Below are 18,250 nucleotides of genomic sequence, written 5' to 3' on the forward strand. Positions count from 1 at the left end.
CAGCTTGCGACTCTTCGCCCACCTGCGGGCGGTGTTCGCGGCGGCGGACGAGACCTCCATCACCACCGAGATCCAGCTCCAGGCCACGGCTGCTCGGCCACTGCGCGATCTGCGTTTCGATAGCCGCGCGCACAAGCGTTTCGATGGCGATGTTCGCTGCCTCACGACCTTGACCGATATCACCGAGATGCGCTGCGCCGAACACGAGCGCGACGAGGCTCGGCGTCGTCTCGATCTGGCCATCGAAGGCGGCGATATCGGCACCTACAGCGCCTCGTTGCCGAAGGGCCGGGTGCATGGCGACGCGCGCTTCTACGACATGCTCGGCTACCGCCCGGGTGATCTGAAGCTCGACTGGCCGGACTGGCTGGCGCTGATCCACCCGGATGACCGGGCGCGGGTCGAGACGCGACTGCGCCCGGTGCTTGCGGCTGATCTGGATCGCTTCGAGTCCGAGTATCGGGTCCGCCATCGTCTTGGGCATTGGGTCTGGATACTGGATCGCGCGCGCGTGTTTGCCCGTGATCAAGTGCTCGGAGACCTCGAACTCGCCGGTACCCATTTCGAGGTGACGCGTCGGCGCGAGGCCGAACTCAAGCTGGCCCATCTGGCCGATCATGATGAGCTGACCGGATTGCTCAATCGGCGGGGGATGTGGGGGGCGATCGAGCGCATCCGCAGTCAGGCGACCCGCTCCAGCATGCCCTATTGTCTGGCGATCTTGGATCTGGATCACTTCAAGCGGGTCAATGATGCCTACGGGCACGCCGCCGGTGATGAGATCTTGCGGGTCGTGGCGGGCCGGTTGCACAAGGGGCTGCGTCAGTCTGACTGGATCGGTCGCTGGGGCGGCGAGGAGTTGATCGCTCTGATCACGAATACCACCGTGGCGCAAGCGGTGCAGAGCATCGAGCGCATGCGCGAGGCGGTGAGCGCGGAGCCGATCGCGACCGAGTCCGGCGAGATCCAAGTCACCTTGAGCGCGGGGCTCGCCTGTTCGCGCACCGCGAGTGATGACCCGGGTGAGATGATCGCCCGCGCCGATGCCGCGCTCTATCGGGCCAAGGATGCCGGCCGCAACCAGGTGGTGTTCGATGGCAACGAGGCGGGCCAGCGCGCGATCTCGATCGCCGTGCAGTTACAAGAGGCGTTACGCCGCACTGCGATTCGACCCGCCTTTCAGCCCATCGTCACCCTCAGCGATCAGCGTCTGGTTGGCGAGGAGGCGCTGGCGCGCATCGTCGATCCGGTGCATGGCAACCTGGCTGCGGGGGCTTTCCTCGGCGTTGCTCAGCAACTCGGACTGATGCACAAGATCGATGCCCTGTTGCTGCACAGCGTGATCGAGCGGCTGCGGACCGACTCTGTGGGGCTTGATCCGGCGCTGCTGTTCTTCGTCAATCTGTCCGGTGACCTGCTGTTGCATCCCGAGGAGATCCAGGTGCTCGCCGAAGCGTTGAGCAGTCTGTCGGCCTTGCTCGGACGGGCCCCGCCCGTGGTGCTGACCATCGCCGAGGAGCAGGTCGCCACGAGTACGGCGCAGGTGACCAAGGCGCTGGCGCCCTTGCTCGAAGTGGGTTGTCAGCTCGCGCTCGGACGCTGCGGTGGCGAGGCGGGTGGTTTTCGTTTCCTGGCCAGCCTGCCGATCACGTTCGTCGAGCTTGATGGTGGCCTGGTGCGGCAGGCGCGCGAGTCGGTGCGTGCTCGCACCCTGCTCGGTAGCCTCCAGCATGCGGCCCAAGACATGGGCCTGGTCACGCTGGTGAAGCGCGTCGAGTATGAGGAGACCCGTGAACAGTTGCTCAAGCTTGGGGTCGACTGGGGGCAGGGGTATCTCTTAGGCCGACCCTCGGAACCGGTGACGGATTAGCGCTTCGTGCGCTCGGGGAGCAGGCGCTGCGATTCCTGGCGCACCACCTCGTAGCACTCGCAGACCCGTGCCTCCAGTCCTGGCCGGTCCAGGATCCTGATGTGTCCCCGGCTGTAGCGGATCAACCCGTCACTCTGCAAGCGCCCGGCGGCCTCGGTCACGCCCTCGCGCCGCACGCCCAGCATGTTGGCGATCAGCTCTTGGGTCATCTCCAGCTCGTTCGTCGGCAACCGGTCCAGGCTGAGCAGCAGCCAGCGGCACAGCTGCTGGTCGATCGTGTGGTGGCGATTGCAGACGGCGGTCTGCGCCATCTGGGTCAGCAGTGCCATGGTGTAGCGCAGTAGCAGCGGCTGCAAGCTCCCGTGGCGGCGCCCGCCGTAGCGGGCGAATTCACGCTTGAGCACCGGCCCCTTGAGCCGAAAGGCCTCGCCCGCGCTCTGCACCACGGCCCGATTTGGCATGGTTTCCCCCCCCATGAAGAGGGCGACGCCGACGATGCCATCGTTGCCGACCACGGCGATCTCGGCGGAGGCGCCATTCTCCATTACATAGAGCAGGGAGACGATGGCGGTGGTCGGAAAATAGACATAGTTCAGTCCCTCGCCGGACTCGTACAGGACCTTGCCGAGGGGCAACGGGACCGGCTCGAGGTGCGTCAGCAGGCGTTCGTACTCCGCCTTGGGCAGAGCGGCGAGCAGATGATTCCGACGTGGAGACGCAGGCGCGGGCGCAGGCGCGGTGGACATGAGTAGCTTCCCGAATGAGCGGCTGGATGCGGGATCGGACCTGTGCGGCGGCCCACCTCAACCGATCCGGGCCGCGCTCTGTACGATAACGCACAGACCGCCGGGCGGGCCAGTGGTCGCTACAGATCGCCGGCAACGCGCGTCGGTCCAGACTCACAGTCCATGACCTGTCCGTAGATCGCCTCCATCGCCCCATAGCAGTCGCAGGCGGCGGCCCGCAGACCCGCGCGGTCGAGGATGGTGATATCCCCGCGCCGGTAATCGATGAGCTGACAGCCTTGCAAGGCTGTCGCCGCCCGGGTAACGCCCGAGCGGCGCACGCCCAGCATGGCGGCCAGCACCTCGTGGGTGACATGGAAGCGGTTCGAGTGCGCCCGATCCTGCGACATCAACAGCCAGCGGGCGAGGCGTGCCTCGACGACATGAAAACGGGTGCATGCCACCATCCTCGCGGCCTGGCTCATCAACACGGCGAGATAGCGCTCAAGGGTCTGATGCAGGGCCTCGCTCTGGCCCAGCGCCTGGCCAAACGCCTCGGCACTCATGCGCCACGCCGGCCCCGTGCCCTGAACCAAGGTCTGCAGCAGCCTGAGGTCGGCACCCAGCACGAGGGGTGCCCCGATCATGCCTTCGCTGCCGGTGAGCCACACCTCCAGACCGGGGTGATCCATGGCTGGGGTCACCAGGGACACAAAGCTGTCGGTGGGGAAGTAGACCTCGCGGATGCGCTCGCCAGGCTCGCCGAGCACCTCGCCACGGCGCAGCTCGACGCAGTCGCACTTCGACAGAATCCGTGCTTGGTCAAGCTCGGGCAGCGCCGCCAGGAGCCGATTTTCAAGCTGGCCGGGTGTCTTCGCGGAGGCCATTTGCACGCGCCTTCTCCTGGTTGCTTGGTGATGGGACGAAGCTCACACGGCCAAACAAGGGATGCTCGTTAGCCGATCAGCGTGGGTAGCAATACGCTTGCTGCTCCCTGTGTTCAGTGCGCTAGCGAACAGACGCTCGCCATGGCCATCGCTATCCTGATGCTTACCCAATGCCCAAATCGTCTGACAGGAGAAGCGCTATGCCTCTGATTACATTGATCGTCACACTCGTCGTTGTCGGGTTGATCCTCTGGTTGATCAATAACTACCTGCCAATGGACGGAAAAATCAAGCAGATCTTGAATGTGGTCGTCGTGATCATCGTGATTCTTTGGCTGCTATCCGTCTTTGGACTCATCGCTCCGCTATCGTCAATTCAGGTCGGTTAGTCGAGCGGCAACGTTAAAACCCAGGGCACAGCTGGAGTTCGCACCTATTTCCAATGGTGCCGGCTAGTGCCACCTGGCAATCATTCGCTGGTGAGCAGCTTATGTGCGATGCCGCACCGACCGCAGAGCGGTCACGAGCGTAGTCTGTGTCTTGAGCGATGGGGGAAAGCACTCCACGCTAGTCCGTAATCCATTGATTAGGTTAGGAGAGTCTCATGAACAAAGAGCAAGCCAAAGGCCACTACGAAGAAGCGAAAGGCGCGGTGAAGGAAGCCGCCGGCAAGATGACCGGCAATGAGGAGCTGGAAATCAAGGGCAAGATCCAAAAGGAAGCTGGCAAGATCCAAGCGGACGCTGGCGATGTTGAAGAAGAGGTCAAGGACAAGACCTAACCGTGCCTTCGAGGAGCCGCGTTGACGAGTCTTGGCGAGTCTTGGACAGTCTCGCTCGCCGCGCGGCGGTCGCTGATCAAATAGTCAACACCGAGGTTTAACCATGAAAATGCAAACAGCTCTTATGTCATTGAATTCGTTGAAGGGTCTTTTCGCGATCGTCTTCCTGTCCGCCGCACTCGCCCTCATCGGCTGCGAGAACGAAGGACCGGCCGAGGAAGTCGGAGAGAATATAGATCAAACTGCTGAGAGGGCAGGCGACAAGATGGGCGAAGCGAAGAGAGAGTTGACCGACTAAGCTCAAAGCAAGCCATCAGGGCCGGCGCGACAGCGATGTGCATCAATGCTCATGCTGTTGTCACGCCGGTCAATCACGACTGCAAGGACATGAACATGATCATCAACCAACAGCTTATGATGAAACGCCTCCTTCTCGCGGCGGTGGCAGCCTGCTCGCTGCTTGTGATCGGCGGGCAGGCGCTTGCTGCGACGGCGGAAGATTTGGAGCGAGACGCCGCCGAAGCGTTGCAACTCCTGTATGAGACCAACCCCACGACCGCAGAGATTGCCGAGAGCGCAACGGCGGTCTTGGTGTTTCCAAGTGTCGTTAAGGCCGGCCTGGTCTTTGGCGGCAGTTATGGCGAAGGAGTGCTGATGAAGGGCGACGAAGTGGCCGGCTATTACAACTCCGTTTCCGCGTCCTGGGGTTGGCAAGCAGGAGCCCAATCGTACAGTTATGTTGTCTTTCTCATGAACGACAAAGCTGTGCGTTATCTCGACAAATCTGAAGGATGGGAGATTGGTGTCGGGCCGACCGTCGTTGTGGTGGATGAAGGCCTGGCGAAGAATCTGTCATCGACATCCCTCCAAGACGACGCCTACGCGTTCATCTTCGATCAGAAAGGACTGATGGCCAGTCTCAGTATCGAAGGGACGAAAATCAGCCCGATCGACCGATGATCGAATGATGCGCGGCTTCATCAATCAATTAACAGGTGAGAAACGTCTTATGAATCAAGAACAAGCCGAAGGCCACTACGAGGAATTGATAGACAGGGTGAGGGAGGTCACCAGCAAGCTCGTTGGCAATGAGGCGGTGGAGAACACGGGCCGGGGTCAGGCGAGTATTAGCGATGTTGAGGAGGAGGCCAAGGATGAACATTAACTGAGCGATTCGAGGAGCCGCGCTGACGCGTTTTTCTTGCTCTGTGCACGGTTGCGTACAGAGGTTCCAATCAGCCACCCGCTCAGGAGACTGCGCACGTGAATCCAATCAATAGGGCGATGCGCGAGGTCTCACTGGCGGTGCGGACGTGGATGCGTTCCAACGATCTGACCGGTCACGCCATTCGCGCCGAACCACCGCTGCGCGCGGAATTGTTCAGCGCGGCGCAGATGGAGCAGCACGGCAAGGTGCTCGCGGCCTCGCATCGGTTGATCGCCAAGCATCCGCCGGATCGTCTGCTCGGGCGTCTGAACGCCAACGAGAAGATCCTGACCGAGGGCTCTCGGCTGCTCATGCTCGCGGTGGCGGAGAGCCGTCGCATCGCGCCGGCCGGTGAATGGCTGCTCGATAACTTTTATCTGATCGAGGAACAGATCCGCACCGCCAAGCGGCATCTGCCCAAGGGCTACAGCCGGGAGCTGCCGCGCCTTCGCGACGGGCCCTCGGCGGGCCTGCCCAGGGTCTATGACCTGGCGCTGGAGATCATCGCGCACGGTGACGGCCGGGTGGACCCGGAGAATCTGAGTCGGTTCATCGCCGCCTATCAGGATGTCACCGTCCTGCGCCTAGGCGAACTCTGGGCCATTCCGATCATGCTGCGCCTAGCGCTGATCGAGAATCTGCGCCGCGTCACGGCGCGCGTCGCCGCCAGTCGCATCGACCAGAACCTAGCCGATGGCTGGGCCGATCGCATGCTGGCGATGACCGAGAGTGATCCGAAGAGTCTGATCCTGGTGATCGCGGACATGGCCCGCTCGCGCCCGCCGATGTCGGGCGCCTTCGTCGCCGAACTGGCGCGCCGGCTGCAAGGGCGCAGCGCCGCGCTGGCCCTGCCGCTGACCTGGATCGAGCAGCAGCTCTCGGAGTCCGGGCAGACCATCGAGCAACTGGTGCGGGTCGAGAACCAGCAACAGGCCGCAGATCAGGTCTCCATCAGTAATAGCATCGGCAGCCTGCGCTTCCTTGGGGCGATTGACTGGCGCGAGCTGGTCGAGACCATGAGCCTGGTCGAGCGCACCCTGCACGAGGACCCGGACGGGATCTATGGGCGCATGGATTTTGCGACGCGCGATCGCTACCGGCATGCGGTGGAAAAGATCGCCAAGCGCGGCCAGTTGTCCGAGACCGAGGTGGCGCGCGCGGCGATCGAGCTGGCGCGGTCACTTGCGGCGTCCAACGCTCACGCCAATGCACCAGCCCAGCCGGATGGGCGCGCCACGCATGTCGGCTATTATCTGATCGATCGCGGATTGCCCCAGCTCGAACAGCATGCCGGAATCGGGGTGCATCGCTTTAGCTTGGCCTCGCTGCAGAGACCAGGAGGCCGCGCCCCATTAGCGCTCTACCTCGGCGGCATCCTGTTGCTGACGATCGGCTTTTCCTTGAGCTTGATGACCCAGGCCGAGGGGGCTCCAGGTTGGCTCCTGCCGATCCTTGCGCTGCTGGCCGTGCTCGGCACCAGTCAACTGGCGGTGGCGCTGATGAACTGGCTGGCGAGTCTGCTGGCGACGCCCCATCCGCTCCCGCGTCTGGACTTTTCAGCCGCCATCCCCTCGCAGGCGCGCACCCTGGTGGTGACGCCCACCATGCTCAGCAGCGCGCGCGGGGTCGAGGCCCTGATCGAGTCGCTGGAGGTGCGCTTCCTGGCCAATCACGACGCGCATCTGCACTTCGCTCTGCTGACCGATTTCCGTGATGCGCCGAGCGAGACGTTGGCGGGCGACCGGGCCTTGATCGACCTGGCTGCACAAGGTGTCGCCGCGCTCAATGCCAAATACCCGCGCGCGGACGGCGACAGCTTCTTCCTGTTCCATCGCCCGCGTCGTTGGAACCCGCAGGCTGGGGTCTGGATGGGTTACGAGCGCAAGCGCGGCAAGCTCATGGACCTGAACGCACTGTTAAGAGGTGATAACGACGAGCGCTTCTCGCTGATCGTCGGCGACACGCTGATCCTCCCAAACCTGCGCTACGTCATCACCCTGGACACCGATACCCAACTTCCGCGCGATGCCGCCCGGGAGATGGTCGGCGCCATGGAGCACCCGCTGAATCAGCCGCGCTTCGATCCCGCGCTGGACCGTGTCTCCACCGGCTACGGCATCCTGCAGCCGCGTGTGACTGTCAGCCTGACCGGCGCGAATCGCTCGCGGTTTGCGCGGATGCATGGGCAGGACGCCGGCATCGATCCCTATACTCAGGCGGTGTCGGACCTCTATCAGGACTGGTTCCAGGAAGGCTCCTTCATCGGCAAGGGGATCTATTCGGTTGATGCCTTCGAGCAGGCGCTCGATGATCACTTCCCCGAGAATCGCATCCTCAGTCACGACCTGCTCGAGGGCTGCTACGCAGGCTCCGGGCTGCTCTCCGATGTGCAACTGTACGAGGACTATCCGGCCAGCTACAGCGCCGATGTGAGCCGCCGCCACCGTTGGATTCGTGGCGACTGGCAGATTGCCCAGTGGTTGCTGCCGCGCGTGCCTGCTCGTGACGGCGGCTCGCGCCGCAATCCGATCTCGGCGCTATCGCGCTGGAAGCTAGCCGACAACCTGCGCCGCAGCCTGGTGCCGGCGGCCCTGACCGCGCTGCTGGTGCTGGGTTCGATGCTGCTGGCCAAGCCCGGTCTTTGGACGCTGTCGGTGCTGGGCATCCTGCTGATTCCGGCGCTGCTGACCGCGATGCTGAGCGCGCTCAGCAAGCCCGGCGATCTGAGCTGGCCGGCGCATCTGGCCGCCGCAGCGCGCGCCGCCGGCCAGCGTCTGACGCAGGCGCTGTTCAACCTGGCCTGTCTTCCCTACGAGGCCTACTTCAGCCTCGATGCCGTGCTCCGCACCCTATGGCGATTGGGTATCAGCCGACGCAACCTGCTTGAATGGACCTCCTCGGGCGACCTGGAGCGCAAGCGTCAGGGGCTCGCCGGCATCTACCGCACCATGTGGATCGCCCCGGCCGTTGCGCTGATCGCGGGCGCGGGTTTGGTGCTGAACGCGCCGATGGCACTGCTCGTGGCCACGCCTGTCCTGCTGGCCTGGCTGGCGGCGCCCCTGATGGTCTGGTGGATGAGCCGCCCGCTCGAACGGCGCGAAGCGCGCCTGACGGCCGAGCAGACCGGGTTCCTGCACAGCAACGCGCGCCGGACCTGGGCCTTCTTCGAGACTTATGTCGGCGCGGACGACCATTGGCTGCCGCCGGACAATGTGCAGGAACATCCGGTGACCGTGGTGGCGCATCGCACCTCGCCGACCAACATGGGGCTGGCGCTGCTGGCGAATCTAACCGCCCATGATTTCGGCTACTTGCCCGCCGGCGGACTGCTCGCCCGCACTGGCGCCGCGCTGCGCACGATGACCACGCTGGAGCGCTATCGCGGCCACTTCCTCAACTGGTATGACACCCAATCGCTGGAGCCGCTCGCGCCGCGCTACATCTCCTCGGTGGACAGCGGCAATCTCGCGGCGCATCTGTCGACCCTGCAACCGGGCCTGCTCGAGCTGATCGACGCCCCGATTCTCAGCCCGCGCTGGCTAGCAGGCATCGGCGATACTTGGAAGACGCTGACCGAGGCGCTCGCGGCGGATCCCGAGTTTGGACGCCGGCCGGCGCTGCCGAAACCCTTCGGCCAGTTCCAGCAGACCCTGGAATCCGCCCACCTGCTGCCACCGACTAACCTGAGCGAGGCACGCGGCTGTCTTGAGGCGCTGGCGGTGCAGGCCGAGGAAGCCGCCCATCAACCCGAAACGCAGACCGAAGCCGAGGGGGGCGTCACGGCTTGGGCGCAACGTCTGGCGCGACAATGCCGCGCCCTGCTGGATGACCTGCTGTTGCTTGCGCCCTGGCTCGCGGCTGCGGGGTCGGCTGCGGGGCAGGGCGTGCCGGCCCAATCCGATACGCACTCGCAACCTCCACTGTCATTGACGCTCCGGCAACTGGCCGAGCTTGAGTTGGGCCTGGGTGGCACGTCCGGCCACCCCGCCCGTGCGCGCATCCACGAGATCGAGCAACTGGCGCTCACCGTCGGCGATCTGGCGCGCCTGGACTACGATTTCCTGTTCGACGAGGCGCAGGCGCTGCTGGCCATCGGGTACAACGTCGACGAGCGCCGCCGCGACGAGAGCTACTACGATCTGCTCGCCTCCGAAGCGCGCCTGGGCTGTTTCGTCGCCATCGCCCAAGGCCAGTTGCCGCAGGAGAGCTGGTTCGCCCTCGGTCGTCTGCTGACCCGCGCTGCTGGCCATGCGACGCTCCTGTCCTGGAGCGGCTCGATGTTCGAGTACCTGATGCCGCTGCTGGTGATGCCGAGCTACGACAACACCCTGCTCGACCAAACCTATCGCACCGCAGTGGCCCGGCAGATCGCCTATGGCAAGGAGCGCGGCGTGCCCTGGGGCGTGTCGGAGTCCGGCTACAACGGCGTCGATGCCCAGCTCAACTATCAGTACCGCGCCTTCGGCGTCCCCGGGCTGGGGCTCAAGCGCTGGCTGGCCGAGGATCTGGTCATCGCCCCCTATGCCACGGCACTGGCGTTGATGGTGGCGCCCGAGGCCGCCTGCCAGAATCTGCAGCGGCTCGCCGCCAGCGGGCTAGCGGGGCCGTTCGGCTTCTATGAGGCGATCGACTACACCGCATCGCGTCTGCCGCGTGGGCAAGCGAGCGCCGTGGTCCGCTCCTTCATGGCCCATCACCAGGGCATGACCTTGCTGTCGCTGGCTTCGCTGCTGCTCGAGCGCCCGATGCAGCGCCGCTTCGCCGCCGTGCCGGCTTTCCAGGCTACGGCCCTGCTGCTACAAGAGCGCATCCCCAAGACCACGGTGTTCTTCGCCGACACCCACGGCGAGATCACCGGTGAGCGCGCGAGCGATAGCAGTCTCGAGGCACCGATCCGCGTCCTCACCAGCCCCCACACGCCGCATCCCGAGGTGCAATTGCTCTCCAACGGTCGCTACCATGTGATGGTGACCAATGCCGGCGGCGGCTACAGCCGCTGGAATGAGCTTGCCGTCACCCGTTGGCGCGAGGACAGCACCTGCGATTCCTGGGGTAGCTTCTGTTATCTGCACGACCTGAAGAGCGGTGCCGTCTGGTCGAGCGCCTACCAGCCCACGCTGACGACGCCAGATCGCTTCGAGGCGATCTTCTCCGAGGGCCGGGCCGAGTTCCGCCGCCGCGATCATGAGATCGAGTCCTACACCGAGATCGTCGTCTCGCCGGAGGATGATCTCGAGCTGCGCCGGCTGCGCCTGACCAACCGGTCGCGCACCCGTCGGGTCATCGAGGTCACCAGCTACAGCGAGGTCGTGCTCGCCCCGTCCGCCGCCGACAACCTGCATCCGGCCTTCAGCAACCTCTTCATACAAACCGAGATCCTCCATTCCGGGTCCGCGATCCTCTGCCACCGCCGGCCACGCTCGCAAAACGAGTCCTCGCCTTGGATGTTCCATGCGCTGGTGGTCCGCGGATGCTTGGCCTCCGCTCAGGACAGCGCCCTCAATAACGACCGTAATAGTGATCAGGATCGCCGCGAGACGTCGGCGTCGGACGCGAGGGAAGCGGCTGCGCGCGAACCCTCTTACGAGACGGATCGGATGCGCTTCATCGGACGCGATCGGACCCTAGCCGCCCCGCTGGCGCTGGATCAGCCTGGGGCACTCTCCGGCAGTGCCGGCTCGGTGCTGGACCCGATGGTCGCGATCCGCCAACGCATCCTGTTGGAGGCCGACCAAACCGTCACCATCGATCTGATCCAAGGCATCGGCGAGACCCGTGAGCAGGCTCAGGGGCTGGTCGAGAAATACCAGGACGCGCGGCTTGCCAATCGCGTCTTTGATCTCGCCTGGACCCACAGCCAGGTGGTGCTGCGCCAGCTCAACGCGAGCCCGACCGACGCGCAGCTCTACGGCAGTCTGGCCAGCTCGATTCTCTATACCAATGCCGCGCTGCGCGCCGAGCCCGGCGTGCTGGCGCAGAACCGTCGCGGGCAGTCTGGCCTCTGGAGTCACGCGGTGTCCGGCGATGTGCCCATCGTGCTCTGCCGGATCGGCAATCGCGCCAACATCGCCCTGGTGCATCAGCTCGTGCAGGCGCATGCCTATTGGCGCCTGAAGGGACTCACTGTGGACCTGGTGATTTGGAACGAGGATCGCGCCGGTTACCGCCAATACCTTCAGGAGCAGATCCTGGGTCTGATCGCCGCAGGCGCCGAGGCGCATGTGGTGGACCACCCCGGCGGCATCTTCATCCGCCCGGCCGATCAGATCTCGGAGGAGGACCGGGTGCTGTTCCAGACCGTCGCGCGTGCCATTCTCAGCGACGGCCGCGGAACGCTGGCGGAGCAGATCAACCGGCGCGCGCCGCTGCCGAAGCCGATGCCGCTGTTGAAATCCAGCGGCAACCGGGCGCGCGAGCTGCGGCGCGTGGATCCGACAGGCCCAACTAGCCCGACGCTGCGCTTCGACAACGGCCTCGGCGGCTTCTCCGCCGACGGGCGCGAATACGTCATCACCACCAAGCCCGGCCAGACCACGCCCGCACCCTGGGTGAACGTGCTGGCCAATGCGCTGTTCGGGACGGTCGTCTCCGCCAGTGGCGGCGCCTACACCTGGAGCGAGAATGCCCATGAGTTCCGGCTCACACCCTGGCACAACGACCCGGTCAGCGATGTCCACGGCGAGGCCTTCTATCTGCGCGACGAGGTGAGCGGGCAGGTCTGGTCACCCACCCCGTTGCCCGCCGGCGGTACGACGCCTTATGTCAGTCGACACGGCTTCGGTTACAGCGTCTTCGAGCATCGTGAGGCCGGCATCGACTCGGAGCTGTGGGTCTATGTCGCCCTGGATGCGCCAGTGAAATACATGGTGCTGAAGCTGCACAATCGCTCGGAGCAAGCACGCCGGCTGTCCGCGACCGGTTATGTCGAGTGGGTGCTCGGGGATCTGCGGCCGAAGTCGGCGCTGCATGTCGTCACCGAGATCGACCCGACCAGCGGCGCGCTCTTTGCTCGCAATCCCTACAACAGCGAGTTCGCCAACCGGCTGGCCTTCTTCGATGTCGACGACCCGGCGCGGACCCTGTGCGGCGATCGCACCGAATTCCTCGGGCGCAACGGCACCCTGAGCCATCCGGCCGCGCTGGAGCGCACCCGGCTGTCTGGCCGGGTCGGCCCGGCGTTGGATGCCTGCGGTGCGTTGCAGACGCACTTTGACCTCGCCGCCGGACAGAGCCACGAGATCGTCTTTCGGCTCGGCGTGGTTGGCCGGCGCGGCGCCGATGATGCCAGCCTGCTGGCGCAACCTCACCGGGGCGCGGCCGCCGCGCGAGCCGTGCTAGAAGCGGTTCAAGCCTATTGGACAAGAACGCTGGGCGCGGTGCGGGTCGAGACCCCCGACCCCTCGCTCGACCTGCTCGCCAACGGTTGGCTGGTGTATCAGACGCTGGCCTGCCGCTTCTGGGCGCGCAGCGGTGATTACCAGTCTGGTGGCGCCTTCGGCTTCCGCGATCAGTTGCAGGACAGCATGGCGCTCATCCATGCCGAACCAGGCGAGGTGCGCGCGCACCTGCTGCGTTGTGCCGGGCGTCAGTTCCGCGAAGGCGATGTCCAGCACTGGTGGCATCCACCCTCGGGCCGGGGGGTGCGCACGCGCTGCTCGGACGACTATCTCTGGCTGCCGCTGGCGACCTGCCGCTATGTGCTGGTCACCGGCGACACCGGGGTGCTGGACGAAATGGCCCCGTTCCTGGATGGCCGTCTGGTCAGCGGCGAGGATGAGGGCTACTACGACCTGCCAGGTCAGGGCGACGAGTCGGCGAGCCTCTACGACCACTGCGTGAGCGCCATCCTGCACGGCCTGCGGATGGGCGAGCACGGCCTGCCGCTGATCGGCTCGGGCGACTGGAACGATGGCATGAACCTGGTCGGCATCAAGGGCCGGGGCGAGAGCATCTGGCTCGGGTTCTTCCTGCATGAGGTGCTGACGCAGTTCGCCGAGTTGGCACGTTCGCGCGGCGATGCGTCCATGCTCGCGCGCTGCGAGCACGAGGCTGGGCGACTGCGCGAGAACCTGGAGCTGCATGGCTGGGACGACAACTGGTACCGGCGCGCCTACTTCGACGATGGGACGCCGCTGGGGTCCGCGACCAGTCCGGAATGCCGCATCGACTCCATTGCCCAGAGCTGGTCGGTGCTGTCCGGGGTCGCTGGTCCCGAGCGCGCGCGCCTAGCCATGGAGGCGCTCAATACGCATCTCGTGCGCCGCGATGCCGGGCTGATCCAGCTCCTGGACCCGCCCTTCGACACCTCATCGCTCGAGCCCGGCTACATCAAAGGCTATGTCCCCGGCGTGCGCGAGAATGGCGGGCAATACACACATGCCGCGATCTGGGCGGCGATGGCCTTCGCCCGACGGGGCGACCCGGCGCGCGCCTGGGAGCTGTTCGACATGATCAATCCGATCAACCATGGCTGCTCGGCCGAGGAGATCGCGACCTACAAGGTCGAGCCCTATGTGATCGCGGCCGATGTCTATGGCGTCGTGCCCCATGTGGGACGCGGCGGTTGGACCTGGTACACCGGCTCGGCGGGCTGGATGTATCGACTCATCCTCGAGTCCCTGCTCGGGCTGAGGCTGGAGGGAGACCGGTTGCGCATCGAGCCCTGCCTGCCCGACGATTGGGACGGTTTCAAGATCCACTACCGCTATCGGTCGACCGCCTACCAGATCGCCATCGTGCGAACCCCGGCGCTTCCGGGGGACGAAGCGGACGTGGTGCGCCTGACGGTTGATGGCGTCGATCTGCACGAACGGGTCATCCATTTGGTTGATGACCATCGCGAGCACAGCGTTCAGGTCAGGATCGCGGGATAGGCCGAATCAGACCCCGAATCAGACCCCGAATCAGACCTTGGTAAGTTCGTCTTCACGGGCATTGGGCTCGGGCTGCTCATCCGCGTCATGCTCTCGATGGCCGGCGGGCTGTGCTGCACGGCAGCCCCTGATCGCGCCAGCCTCCATGGCCTTCCAGAAATGTGCGTTACCGTACCGACTCCAGCGGGCGCGGGGGGCAAGCTATGTCTATCACGACTTATCACGACTAGGAGTCCGATCTCATGCCGTTTGGTCTCATTCAACTTCCCTGGTGGGGGTATGTGCTGGTCATTCTGGGCTTGACCCACATCACCATCGCCTCTGTCACCATCTTCCTGCACCGGCACCAAGCGCACCACGCACTGGACCTGCATCCGGTTGTAAGCCACTTCTTCCGCGCCTGGCTGTGGCTCACCACCGGAATCATCACGCGCAACTGGGTTGCCGTCCATCGGAAGCATCACGCCAAGTGCGAGACCCCGGAGGATCCGCACAGCCCGCAGATCTACGGGCTCAACAAGATCCTGTTCGATGGCGTGGATCTCTATAGCCGCGAGGCTGCGGTGGCGGAGACGGTGGAGCGCTACGGGCACGGCACGCCCAACGATGCACTCGAGCGCCACCTCTACGCGCGGCATAGCCGACTTGGCATCGGTCTCATGCTGGTGATCGATCTGGTCCTGTTCGGTCCCATCGGGCTCACCGTCTGGGCGGTCCAGATGATGTGGATCCCCTTCTTCGCCGCCGGCGTCATCAACGGCATCGGCCACTACTGGGGCTACCGCCGCTTTGCCCCCAATGATGCCTCTAGGAACATCGTGCCTTGGGGCATCCTGATCGGTGGCGAGGAGCTGCACAACAACCACCATGCCTACGCCACCTCGGCCAAGCTCTCCAATCAATGGTGGGAGATCGACATCGGCTGGTTGTATATCCGCCTGCTCGCGGCGGTGGGACTCGCCAAGGTGCGGCGCGTGGCGCCCAAGATACACATCGACCCGACCAAGCGGCACTGCGACGCCGGCACCTTACAGGCCATTGTCATCCATCGCTATGCCGTACTGGCCAGGTTTGCCGGCAGCCTGAAGTCGACAGTCAGGCAAGAGGTGCGCAAAAGGCAACCTGGGGCGGACCTCGGGCTCAACGAGAAGAGGACGCTGCAAGCCGTCCAGAGCGGGCTGCAGCGGGGCGCCGAGAATCTGTCCGAGTCGGAGCGCATCATCTTTGAGCGGTCGCTCGCGGCCAGTCCGCTGTTGAGCATCCTCTACGCGATGCGCCAAGAGCTGGTCGCCCTCTGGGGCCGCTCCAACGCCTCGCGTGAGCAGCTGGTCGAGCAGTTGGAGCGCTGGCTCCAGCACGCCGAGACGAGCGGTGTCATCGCGCTGCGGCAGTTCTCCAAGAGACTCTGTGGCTATGGTTGAGGCTCCATAGTTTGCGTGGAAGTGTGGCGGCGCGTTCGGTGCCGCACAGACGGTCGCTGGGTTTCGTCGCTAAGCTTGGTTCGATCATCAACGAAGCTTCCTAGATTGTGCTTCTGTGATGCCTGTTGCCGTTTTGAATTCACAAGAGGCCTGAGTATGAAGACGTTATTCACAGCAGTGTCCGGCTTTCCAAGGTGGGCGCCAGACCGAGTGGAGGATGTCCCGCTGGCAAGTAACACGATTGCCGCAAACGCTGTCGAAATGCCGACGGTCTCAATCCGGAAACTTCCGCTCGCCATTGCCTGCCTCCTTTCCGGTGTCGTCGTGGCTCCGGCAGCGTTTGCTCAGAGTTACGGCGCCCCTGGATACGGCTACGGCCCTCCCCCGGGTTACGGCCCTACGAGTTACAGCTACGCCCCTCCGGGTTACGCCTACGGTCCAGGTGCTCAGGGTTCTGGTAGGGCTGCGGCTCCGCAGCAGCCGGCCCAAGGCGAGGCAGCGGCTGGCGTCGAGCAGCAGGTCCGCCAGGCTGCCGAGACGCCGGCGCAGGAGAGAGGCGCGCAGCCGGGCCAGGATGAGGGCGAACGGGCGAGCCTTCATACCACGCTCTCGGTGGACGTTCCCGAGCCGGTCGTCACAGTCAGCCAGTCCGATTCGGGCGTGAACATCCCGCAGCCGACGATCACCATCGACATGCCGGCCCCCGACATTCTGGTGGAGATGCCCAATCCAACCGTGTCGGTGAATGTGCCGCAACCACGGATATCGGTCGACCAGGCTGCGCCGACGGTGACCGTCGAGCAGGGCAAACCCGAAGTCCAGGTCGGCAGCGACGCGACCGCGAGCACCGGAGAGCCTAACGTGCGCGTCGAGAAGGGGCAGTCACAGGTCAGGATGGGCGACGCGCGGCAAGCGTCGGTGAGCATCTCCGACGTCAAGCCCCAGGTTCACTACAACGCGGCTCAGCCGGTGGTCCAGATCGAGAGCGAAGGCGAGCCGCAGGTTCAGTTCAACCAGGTGGGTGAGGCTCGCGTCCAGATCCAGCAGTTGAGCGCCGAGGAGACACAGGAACTAGCGAAGCAGCAGGCTTCACAGATGCCGGGCCAGCAACCGGCGGCACCATCTCCGCAGGCCGCACGGCCAGCAGCGGCGAGCGGGCAAGCCCGTGACGACCTGAATACCGCCGTGAGTGCAGCGTCTAAGCAAGACATGCCGTTGACGGTCGGGGACATCACCGGCTACGCCATTGTCGACAGTCGCGCGAGGAAGCTCGGCGAGATCGATAAAGTGGTGAGCGTCAACGACCGACTCTATGCCGTGATCAACTCTGGCGGCGTGCTCGGGTTCGGCGGTAAGCAGGTGGCGATCGGCCTGTCGACGCTGGTGTTCTCCAACAACGCACTGATGGCGTCGGATGTTCCGGGGACCCAGATCAAAACCCTGGACGGTTTCAAGTCGAATGCGTCTCCCCCGCTTGAGGACAAGTATCCGGTGACCATCGGTAGCTTGTGAGCCGGAGGACGAGGTATGAAACAGTTGCGCGGTCGGTGGTGGCTGGCCCTGTGTTGCGCGCTCGGGCTGGCGTATGTCGGTGCCGCCGGCGCTGGTCGGATTCTGGTGCCGGTGCACGGGTACCTCGGCGATTCTGGTTCCTGGCAGCGCAGTGGGGTCTTACCGGTGCTGGAACAGGCTGGCTGGAAAGTTGCCGGCAACTGGCGGTCTACCCCCTCCGGGGTGCGGCTGGAGCCGACCGGGTCACCGCCGGAGGAGTTCGCCATCTACACCGTCGATCTGCCCTCGACCGCGCCGTTGATGGAGCAGGCGCGCTTTCTCGGCGGGATGCTGAACGCCATCGCGCAACGGCACCCGACGAATACGATCGACCTCATCGGGCATTCGGCCGGCGGTGTCGTAGCGCGGCTCGCACTGGTGAACTATGGCGCGGGTACGGTCACCCGGTTGATCACCATCGCCTCCCCCCATCTGGGTACAGAGCGCGCTTGGCAGGCGCTGGATGCGACCGATGACAGTGGACTGTTCGGCGGGATCAAACGCTGGTTCGTTCAACGCCAGGTGGGAGACGACATCTATCGCACCGCGCAATCTTCGCGCCATGTTCTCGTGGACCTTTCGCCACCGGCGCCCGGCAACCTGCTGTATTGGCTGAACGGTCGCCAGCACCCCGACATTGCTTACGTCGGCGTGGTCCGAGGGGCCGCTTACGGGATGCCCGGCGACCAGGTCGTGCCGGCACCCAGTCAGGATCTTCGCCGAGTGCCGGCGCTGAACGGTCGGGGCAGCATCCAGGTGGTGGCCGGCGAGCACCTACTCAGCCGACAGGATGGGCTGCTGTTGTCACAGCTAGTGTCGAAACCCGCCACGACCGCCACGACTGGGTCGAAGTGACGTGGCCCGAGTATCGAGCAGCCTGAGAGGCTGTTTGGAAACTAAAGCCTTGATTTTTATAACATCATCTCCATGATATT

At 64.7% G+C, this 18,250-nt stretch carries 12 protein-coding genes; 10 read left to right on the top strand and 2 right to left on the bottom strand.

The window, feature by feature from the left end; genetic code table 11:
- The coding region (locus tag AC54T3_RS16150; protein ID WP_496626342.1) for a diguanylate cyclase at window positions 1–1,870 on the top strand (1,870 nt) is incomplete at its 5' end.
- Here AC54T3_RS16150 and AC54T3_RS16155 read toward each other — a convergent pair.
- Entirely contained in the window at window positions 1,867–2,616 is a 750-nt protein-coding gene (locus AC54T3_RS16155; protein WP_496626343.1) for a Crp/Fnr family transcriptional regulator, read from the bottom strand. The genes AC54T3_RS16150 and AC54T3_RS16155 overlap by 4 nt on opposite strands.
- A 119-nt stretch (window positions 2,617–2,735) precedes the next feature.
- On the bottom strand, window positions 2,736–3,482 hold the full coding sequence (locus AC54T3_RS16160; protein WP_496626344.1) for a Crp/Fnr family transcriptional regulator: 747 nt from the start codon (window positions 3,480–3,482) through the stop codon (window positions 2,736–2,738).
- A 200-nt stretch (window positions 3,483–3,682) separates the two neighbouring features.
- On the opposite strand from AC54T3_RS16160, the gene AC54T3_RS16165 reads away from it, so the two are divergent.
- The 9 genes from AC54T3_RS16165 to AC54T3_RS16205 all read left to right on the top strand — a co-directional run bounded on the left by AC54T3_RS16165 (window position 3,683) and on the right by AC54T3_RS16205 (window position 18,170).
- Entirely contained in the window at window positions 3,683–3,871 is a 189-nt protein-coding gene (locus AC54T3_RS16165) for a Thivi_2564 family membrane protein (RefSeq protein ID WP_496626345.1), read from the top strand.
- A gap of 215 nt (window positions 3,872–4,086) precedes the next feature.
- Entirely contained in the window at window positions 4,087–4,263 is a 177-nt protein-coding gene (locus tag AC54T3_RS16170) for a CsbD family protein (RefSeq protein WP_496626346.1), read from the top strand.
- A gap of 103 nt (window positions 4,264–4,366) precedes the next feature.
- Window positions 4,367–4,561 carry a hypothetical protein gene (locus AC54T3_RS16175; protein ID WP_496626347.1) on the top strand — a complete coding sequence of 65 codons (195 nt, stop codon included), beginning with the start codon at window positions 4,367–4,369 and terminating at the stop codon, window positions 4,559–4,561.
- A 35-nt stretch (window positions 4,562–4,596) separates the two neighbouring features.
- Window positions 4,597–5,223: a lipid-binding SYLF domain-containing protein gene (locus AC54T3_RS16180; RefSeq protein ID WP_496626348.1), complete on the top strand. Its 627-nt coding sequence runs from the start codon at window positions 4,597–4,599 to the stop codon at window positions 5,221–5,223.
- Window positions 5,224–5,227: 4 nt separating this feature from the next.
- A complete protein-coding gene (locus tag AC54T3_RS16185; protein ID WP_496626349.1) occupies window positions 5,228–5,428 on the top strand; it encodes a CsbD family protein in 201 nt (66 codons plus the stop codon).
- 152 nt (window positions 5,429–5,580) lie between these two features.
- Window positions 5,581–14,343, top strand: a complete 8,763-nt coding sequence (locus AC54T3_RS16190) for a glycoside hydrolase family 94 protein (protein WP_496626353.1) — start codon at window positions 5,581–5,583, stop codon at window positions 14,341–14,343.
- A 242-nt stretch (window positions 14,344–14,585) separates the two neighbouring features.
- Entirely contained in the window at window positions 14,586–15,764 is a 1,179-nt protein-coding gene (locus AC54T3_RS16195) for a DesA family fatty acid desaturase (RefSeq protein ID WP_496626350.1), read from the top strand.
- 156 nt (window positions 15,765–15,920) lie between these two features.
- Complete coding sequence (locus AC54T3_RS16200) at window positions 15,921–17,276, top strand: hypothetical protein (protein ID WP_496626351.1); 1,356 nt, start codon at window positions 15,921–15,923, stop codon at window positions 17,274–17,276.
- 15 nt (window positions 17,277–17,291) lie between these two features.
- Entirely contained in the window at window positions 17,292–18,170 is an 879-nt protein-coding gene (locus AC54T3_RS16205; RefSeq protein WP_496626352.1) for an alpha/beta hydrolase, read from the top strand.
- Window positions 18,171–18,250: the final 80 nt, after the last annotated feature.

The organism is Halochromatium sp. NSM3, from assembly GCF_059621085.1.